Here is a 7,097-nt window from a genome sequence, read left to right on the forward strand (position 1 = left end):
CGCAGCGGGTCAGGCCACGGTCTCCAGCGGGAGCCGCAGGCCGAGTTCGCCGCCGACCGGTAGGTTCCGCTCACGGATCAGGTCGAGCTCGGTGGGCGACAGGGCCCGGCGGTAGAGGCGGACCTCGTCGAGCATTCCGCGGAAGCGGTTCACGCCGTCCACCCGCTGCCCCAGGTGGATGCCGTGGACACCGAACTCCTTACCCGCCGTCACCGAACCGGGCGGGACCACCGCGGCGGCCACCTCGGCACCGTCGATCCGCAGCACCAGCCGGCCGTCGACGCGTTGCAGCACCACGTGGTGCCAGTTCCCGTCGTTGTACGCCTGCGGGGAGGACACCGTGATGTTGAACCGGTCCACCATGATCAACGCACGGATCCGGTTGCTGGCCGGCTCGGCCCGCAGCCACAGCTGTGGAGTCGTGCCGGAACCCATGCGGTAGGCCCACATGATGGAGTGCGAGCCCTTCGTCTCCGCGTACCGGATCCACGTCGCGAACGTGAAGTCCTCGCCACCCAGGTCGACCGAGCGGTCGAACGGCACCTCGATCCGGTCGTCCACGCCGTCCAGCGACAGCCCGTCGCCGTAGCGCCCCGCCGTCGGCTGCGCGCCGCCACGCACGTACGCCGGGTTGTGACGGGGCGAGGTGTCCGGGGTGGTTGGTCCCGGCGCCGGCGGTGCCGGGACCCCCGGCGGCGTCCCGTTCGGGGTGGCCAGGTAGGCCTCGTTGAACCGGGCGTACCGGATGGTCTCGTACGGGCTGGCCTGCCCGGCCTCATACATCAGGGCCGCCTCGTCCCCGTCCAGCCGCACCAGGTCGGAGTACGCGGTCGGCCCCCAGTGGAAGACCTTGCCCTCGTCCCAGGTCTGCCAGTGCCGCCCCTCGTCGAAGGACGAACGGACCGCCATCACCTCCCGCGCCACCGGGTGGGCCGGGGAGGACAGCAGGATCCGGTCCCGGACGTCGCCGGAGTCGGCCGCGCTGAACCGCAGCATCGCGGCCTGCACGTCGGGCATCTCCAGGTCGCGGATGGTCCGGAAGGGAGCGTCGAACGTCTGCCCGCCGTCGCTACTGGTCGCGTATGCCCGATGGCCGGCGTCGGTGCCACGTTCCCGCGCGAGCGCGTAGATCCGGCCGTCGGTCAGCTCGACGACGGTCACCTCCTGGGCGATCACCGAGCCGTCGTCCCGGAACGTCTCGGCGCCGATCTGCCAGGTCAGGCCGCCGTCGTCGCTGTAGAGCAGATGGGTGCCGTAGACGTGCGGGCCGACCCCGTCGTAGCTCTCGAAGCTGGCGCCGACCACCAGCCGGCCGGCGTGCGGGCCCCGCTGGAGCTGGATGCCGTGCATCGGCCCGGTGGCGTACCAGAAGTTCCACTCCGGGCGCTTGGCCTCGACCAGCTCGCGCACCGGCGACCAGGTCGCGCCGTGGTCTTCGCTGGTCACCAGGTACGGGTCGCGGTCGCAGCCGTTCGGGCAGGGGGCCGGACCGTTGCCCGTGCCCACCACCACGACCCGCCCGGTGTGCGCGTCGACGATCGGCACCGGGTTGCCCCGGGTCTGACCGTCGCCCTTGACGACCACCCGGAGCGGCCCCCAGGTGCGTCCGCCGTCGGCGGAGCGGCGCAGCACGAGGTCGATGTTCCCGTCGTCGCCGCAGTCGTCGACCCGCCCTTCGGCGAACGCGAGGATCATGCCGTTCTTCGCCCGGACCACCGCAGGGATCCGGAAGCAGGCGTACCCGAAGTCGCCTCGCCCGTAGAGCACCTGCTGATCGACGAACGGGGCGGCCCCGCCGGCCGCCCCGTCCGGTGCGCCACCTGCCTCAGCGGCGCCCGCGGTGGTCGGCGCGGTGAGCATGCCGGCGAGCAGGCCGGCCACGGCCAGCAGGACGCCGGCCCGCCGGCGGTTCGACCGCCCGCCGGTGCGGTGCCGGGTGCGATGCCCTTCTCTCATGGTGCGCCCTTCCAGATCGATGATGGTGGCACCGGTCATCCTAGGTGGGACGTGGGATGTCCGGAAGGGCAGTTTCACCGGCTCCGGCCCTGGAGACAGCCGTGCCGACGGGACGGCGACCACCGCCACCGCGGCCGGGTGGGGCGAGACGGCGGGCCCGGGCGTACCGCTACCGGCCCCGGCCCAACCGGACGGGGTCAGGCCGGCTGCTGCCCCGCCTCGGCGAGCCAGCGCTCGGCCCGCGCGATCCTGGCCTTGACGTCGCGGAAGTGCAGGCGCATCGCCTCCTGGGCGCCGCCGCCGTCGCGGTTCCGCAGCGCCTCGACGATCCGACGATGGTTGGCGACGATGACCGCCGCCCGATCCTCGGGCGGCCCGAGTGCCGGTTCAACCTCGTGGTAGACGTCCCAGAACAGCCCGATCAGCTGGAGCACGAGTTCGTTGTCGCAGGACTCGTAGAGCAGCGAGTGGAAGGCACGGTCCGCCTCCTTGTCCCTGGCCATCGCGGTGACCAGGGCGTCCAGCGCCGCCAGCCGGGCCTCGCTGATGTCGAGCGCCACCGAGCCGATCAGCCCCGTCTCCAGGATCTCGCGGACGGCGACCAGATCGTGCAGCGCACGGATCCCGTGCCCGGGCCGGGTACGCACCCGGAAGGTCAGTGACGGGGTCAGCACGTCCAGCGGGGCATGCCCCACGAACGTGCCGAAGCCGTGCCGGATCTCCACGATGCCCAGCGCCTGCAGGGCGCGGATCGCCTCCCGGACGCTGTTGCGGCTGGCGCCGAGCAGGTCCATCAGTTGCGGCTCGGTCGGCATCGCGGCGCCCGGCGCCAGTCGGCGCTCGTGGATGAGCGAGACGATGCGGTCCTGCAGGCTCTCCCTCGCGCGTGCCCGCATGTTGCCTCCCACACTCCGCGCCAGCACTCTTCTCGCGCTCCTAACATCCCACGTCATGGCATCGACGAGGCGAGGCGGTAGGAAGAATCTACAACGGGAGCGCCTTGACGGCCATCACACCCCCACCTAGTGTGCCCGGAGGACGGATGACATCCCATGTCTGCCTCGCCCGTGTTGGGGGTGTCCGGGGCGGTCTCCCCGACGAGGAGGACCAGGATGACCATGCCCCGAATCATGTTCGGCGGAGACTACAACCCGGAACAGTGGCCCGAGGACGTCTGGGCCGAGGACATGAAGCTGATGGCCGAGGCGGGAGTCTCGCTGGTCTCCGTGGGCATCTTCGCCTGGGCGCGAGTGGAGCCGCGGCCCGGCGAGTACGACTTCGGCTGGTTCGACCGGGTGCTGGACCTCCTCGCGGAGGCCGACATCGGGGCGAGCCTGGCCACCATGACCGCCTCACCGCCGCCCTGGCTGTCCCGCCTGCACCCCGAGGTGCTGCCCCGCCGGGCCGACGGGGTACGCCTCTGGCCCGGCGCCCGCCAACACTACTGCCCATCGAGCCCGATCTACCGGGAGTACGCCGGCCGGCTCGTGGAGCAGGTCGCCGCCCGGTACGGGAACCATCCGGCCCTGCGCCTGTGGCACGTCGGCAACGAGTACGGCTGCCATGTCCGGGCCTGCTACTGCGACGTGTCCGCGACGGACTTCCGGCGCTGGCTGCGCGAGCGCTACCACGACGTGGAGGCGCTCAACGCCGCCTGGTCCACCGCCTTCTGGTCGCAGCGCTACGGCGACTGGTCCGAGGTGCTGCCGCCCCGTACCGCGCCGACCTTCGGCAACCCGGCCCAGAAGCTCGACTTCGCCCGGTTCAGCAACGACGCGATCCTCGCCTGCTACACCATGGAACGCGACATCCTGCGCCGGTACACCCCGGATGTCCCGATGACCACCAACTTCATCGGCCTGGTGCACAAGCCGATCGACTCCTTCCGGTGGGCCGCCGAGCAGGACGTGGTCAGCCTGGACAGCTATCCCGACCCGTACGACCCCGGTACCCACGTCGACGCCGGATTCGGCTACGACCTCGTCCGCTCGGCTCGCCGGGGGCAGCCCTGGCTGCTGATGGAGCAGGCACCGAGCGCGGTCAACTGGCGGGAACGCAACGCCCCCAAGCCGCCGGGGGTGATGCGGTTGTGGAGCTGGCAGGCGGTTGCCCAGGGTGCCGACGGGGTGCTGTTCTTCCAGTGGCGGCAGGCCGCGGGCGGCGCCGAGAAGTTCCACTCGGCCATGCTGCCGCATGCCGGAGCGCACACGCGGATCCACCGCGAGGTCCGTGACCTCGGCGCCGAGATCGCGGCCACGGCCGAACTGGCCGGCACCCGGGTGCGGGCCGAGGTGGCCCTGCTGCACGACTGGCCGAACTGGTGGGCGGTGGAGGGCGAGGCCCATCCGGCTCCGCTGGACCTCCTGGCGGCTCACCGGGCACACTACGCGCCGCTGTTCGACGCCCACGTCACCTGCGACGTGCTGCCACCGGACGCCGACCTGGCCGGATATCGCCTGGTGATCGTGCCCAACCTGTACCTGCTCTCGGCCGCGACGGCCGCGGTGCTGCGCGAGCATGTGCGCCGCGGCGGAACTCTGCTGGTGTCCTACTTCTCCGGCGTTGTCGACGACACCGAGCGGCTGCATCCGGGGGGCGCGCCGGGCCCGTTGCGCGACCTGCTCGGACTACGGGTGGAGGAGTTCTGGCCGCTGCCCGCCGACGGCACGATCGGCCTGGACCTCGACGGCCGCCCGGGCCGGGGCCTGGAGTGGTCGGAATGGGTCGAGCCGGCGGGTGCGCAGGCGATCGGCACGTTCACCGAGGGTGAGCTGGCTGGCCGGCCGGCGGTGCTCCGGCACAGCTACGGGGCCGGTACCGCCTGGTACCTCGCGACCCGCCCCGAGCCGGCGCTGATGCGCGCGGTGCTCGACCGGGTCCGCGCGGAGGCCGGAGTCGCACCGGTCCTGCCCGGTCTGCCCGACGGCGTGCAGGCCGTACGCCGGCACGGCGTTGACCGGTCGTACCTGTTGCTGCTCAACCACGGCGGCGCGGAGGTCACCGTGGCGCTGCCGGCGCCCGCCGTCGACCTGCTCGGTGACGCGGACCGCCCGACCGGCCTCGTCACGCTGGCGCCGCGGGGCGTCGCCGTGCTGCGGTCCTGACCCGAGGGTGTGCGCCGCGACTACGGCCGCGGCGCACACCCGTGCTCAACCGCGCGGCCTCAGCTCGCCCGTCGAAACCCGGCGGAACGTGATGGTCTCGTACGGACTGAAACTGCCCGTCTCATAGAGCACGCCGACCGTGCGCGAGTTCAGCTGCACCAGGTCGGAGTACCCGGCGGGAAGGCCGGACAGCGCCAGGGCCGGTCGCCAGGTGGCGCCCCGATCCGTGCTGATCCGCAGCGTCATCGCGGTGCGGCTGGACGGGTCCGCGGGGCCCGAGAAGAGCAGCGGCGCCTTCGGCCCGGTCAACTGCAGGACGCTGGCCTGCACGACCGGCCCCACCAGGGTCGCCTGCGGCCGGTACGGCAGCACCAGCGACTCGCCGCCGTCGGCGCTGTACGTGTCGGCCCGGTTGCCGGGCGCGCTGCCGTTGTGCTCCCGGGTGTTCAGGTACAGCCGGCCGTCCGGGAGCTCCGCAGCGGTGGACTCGTTGACGTTGACGTAGCCGTCGGGGTTGTCGTCGACCGCACCGATCTGCCAGTTATCGCCGCCGTCGTCGCTGTAGAGCAGGTGGCCGCCGTAGTACTTGGCCTCGGTACCGAGGTCGGTCGAACCGGCCGGTGGCGCGATCGAGTGGTTGGCGGGCACGACCAGCCGGTCCCGGTGGGCAGCGCCGACCAGCCGCAGGGCATGGCCCGGTCCCGTCGCGTACCACCGCCAGTTCTGCGCCTTCGTCTGCCCGGTGATCTCCCGCGGAGCCGACCAGTGGGCTCCCTCGTCGTCGCTGTACTGGACGAAGACCCGGCGGCTCTGCTCCGCGGTGACCTCGCCACGCATGATCTCGGCCTCCGACGCCTCCGCGGCGTTGACCGTGGACAGCAACACCAGACGGCCGCTCGCGGTCAGGACCGGCGCCGGATTCCCGGCGGTGTCTGGCCCTCGGTCGTGCACCACCTGGAGCGGCCCCCAGGTGCATCCGCCGTCACCGGACCGCTTGAGGACGAGGTCGATGTTTCCGGCATCGCTCAGCGAGCCGCGTCGCCCCTCGGCGAAGGCGAGCAGGGCCCCGGACCGGGCGGTCAGCACGGCCGGAATCCGGAACCCGGTGTAGCCCTCGGTGCCGGAGGCGAACGGCACGGAGGCTTCGCACCTGTTGCTGGCCGCCGCCGGGTCCGCGGTGGCGGGGGCAGCACCCAGGGCCAGGGCTGCGACGAGCGTCACGCCGCCCATGGCGATCATCAGGCGGGGTGATCGGGATGTCATGACGGACATGCACACCTCTTTCGTGGTGGTGGGTGACCTCTTCGTGCCGGGACGGGGTTGTGCGTCGGCGCGGGACGTGTGCCTGTTCGGCCTGGAGGTAGGACGTCCACTGTCCGATCCAGACGGTAATGGCGGAGTTCGATGTGGTCAAGGTCGATGGAGCGGCCTAGTCTTGCGGCATGCCGAAAGCCGTCTGGAACGACCTGATCGTGGCGGAGAGCGACGACACCGTGCTGGTGGAGGGCAACCACTACTTCCCCCGCTCCGCGCTGCGCGACGACCTGCTCCGGGAATCCGCGACCAACACGGTCTGCCCGTGGAAGGGAACCGCGTCGTACTACACGCTGGAGCACGAGGGCCGCACCAGCGTCGACGCCGTCTGGTACTACCCCGACCCGAAGCCGGAGGCGGAGATGGTCCGCGGCCGGGTCGCGTTCTGGAAGGACGTCCGGGTCGTCGACTGATTCACCCGCGGGGGGCCGGCTCGCCATCGACGCTCCCGGTGGGTCAGGATGCCGGTATGTCGGTACCCGCTGAGCACCACGACCCGTCCGGCACCGTCTACGGCGGCCGGCGTGCCTCCCGCCCGGGCCTGCCACGCGATCCGCTGATGCGGCTGGCACTGGCCGTCGGGCTGGTCGGCGTCCTGCTCGGGGCACTCTTCGCAACCGGGGTGCTGGGCGGCGGCGACGAGCCGGTGGTGCCGGCGGCGGCCGCCACGCCGTCGACGGCGCCCGCCACGCCGGCGAGCGAGCCGCCGCCCACCACCCCCGG

General features: G+C 72.2%; 5 protein-coding genes and 1 pseudogene. 3 read left to right on the forward strand and 3 right to left on the reverse strand.

Annotated features, from left to right (window positions below; translation table 11 throughout):
- Positions 1-9: 9 nt before the first annotated feature.
- The gene (locus C1I99_RS10435) at positions 10-1,956 is read right to left on the reverse strand and encodes a sialidase family protein (RefSeq protein ID WP_199562069.1); all 1,947 of its coding nucleotides are present in this window, start codon (positions 1,954-1,956) and stop codon (positions 10-12) included.
- 197 nt (positions 1,957-2,153) lie between these two features.
- The gene (locus C1I99_RS10440) at positions 2,154-2,852 is read right to left on the reverse strand and encodes a FadR/GntR family transcriptional regulator (protein ID WP_111134014.1); all 699 of its coding nucleotides are present in this window, start codon (positions 2,850-2,852) and stop codon (positions 2,154-2,156) included.
- A 216-nt stretch (positions 2,853-3,068) separates the two neighbouring features.
- Here C1I99_RS10440 and C1I99_RS10445 point away from each other — a divergent pair, with 216 nt between their 5' ends.
- Positions 3,069-5,060, forward strand: coding sequence for a beta-galactosidase (locus tag C1I99_RS10445; RefSeq protein ID WP_199562070.1), 1,992 nt, complete (start codon positions 3,069-3,071; stop codon positions 5,058-5,060).
- A 45-nt stretch (positions 5,061-5,105) separates the two neighbouring features.
- On the opposite strand, the gene C1I99_RS10450 is transcribed toward C1I99_RS10445, so the two are convergent.
- Positions 5,106-6,332 (reverse strand): sialidase family protein, encoded by a 1,227-nt coding sequence (locus tag C1I99_RS10450; RefSeq protein WP_111134015.1) that lies wholly within the window; start codon positions 6,330-6,332, stop codon positions 5,106-5,108.
- 170 nt (positions 6,333-6,502) lie between these two features.
- Here C1I99_RS10450 and C1I99_RS10455 point away from each other — a divergent pair, with 170 nt between their 5' ends.
- Together C1I99_RS10455 and C1I99_RS10460 are read left to right on the forward strand one after the other, a co-directional pair.
- Positions 6,503-6,787: a DUF427 domain-containing protein gene (locus C1I99_RS10455; protein WP_111134016.1), complete on the forward strand. Its 285-nt coding sequence runs from the start codon at positions 6,503-6,505 to the stop codon at positions 6,785-6,787.
- A gap of 56 nt (positions 6,788-6,843) precedes the next feature.
- Positions 6,844-7,097 (forward strand): annotated as a pseudogene (locus tag C1I99_RS10460) (RICIN domain-containing protein); the annotation flags it as partial.

It is taken from the genome of Micromonospora deserti (assembly GCF_003236335.1).
Classification (GTDB): domain Bacteria; phylum Actinomycetota; class Actinomycetes; order Mycobacteriales; family Micromonosporaceae; genus Micromonospora; species Micromonospora deserti.

Bases quoted from the DNA above. Each gene is read 5' to 3' on its own strand.
- C1I99_RS10440 (WP_111134014.1), bottom strand. From the start codon at position 2,852: ATGCGGGCACGCGCGAGGGAGAGCCTGCAGGACCGCATCGTCTCGCTC.
- C1I99_RS10435 (WP_199562069.1), bottom strand. From the start codon at position 1,956: ATGAGAGAAGGGCATCGCACCCGGCACCGCACCGGCGGGCGGTCGAAC.
- C1I99_RS10445 (WP_199562070.1), top strand. From the start codon at position 3,069: ATGACCATGCCCCGAATCATGTTCGGCGGAGACTACAACCCGGAACAG.
- C1I99_RS10455 (WP_111134016.1), top strand. From the start codon at position 6,503: ATGCCGAAAGCCGTCTGGAACGACCTGATCGTGGCGGAGAGCGACGAC.
- C1I99_RS10450 (WP_111134015.1), bottom strand. From the start codon at position 6,332: ATGTCCGTCATGACATCCCGATCACCCCGCCTGATGATCGCCATGGGC.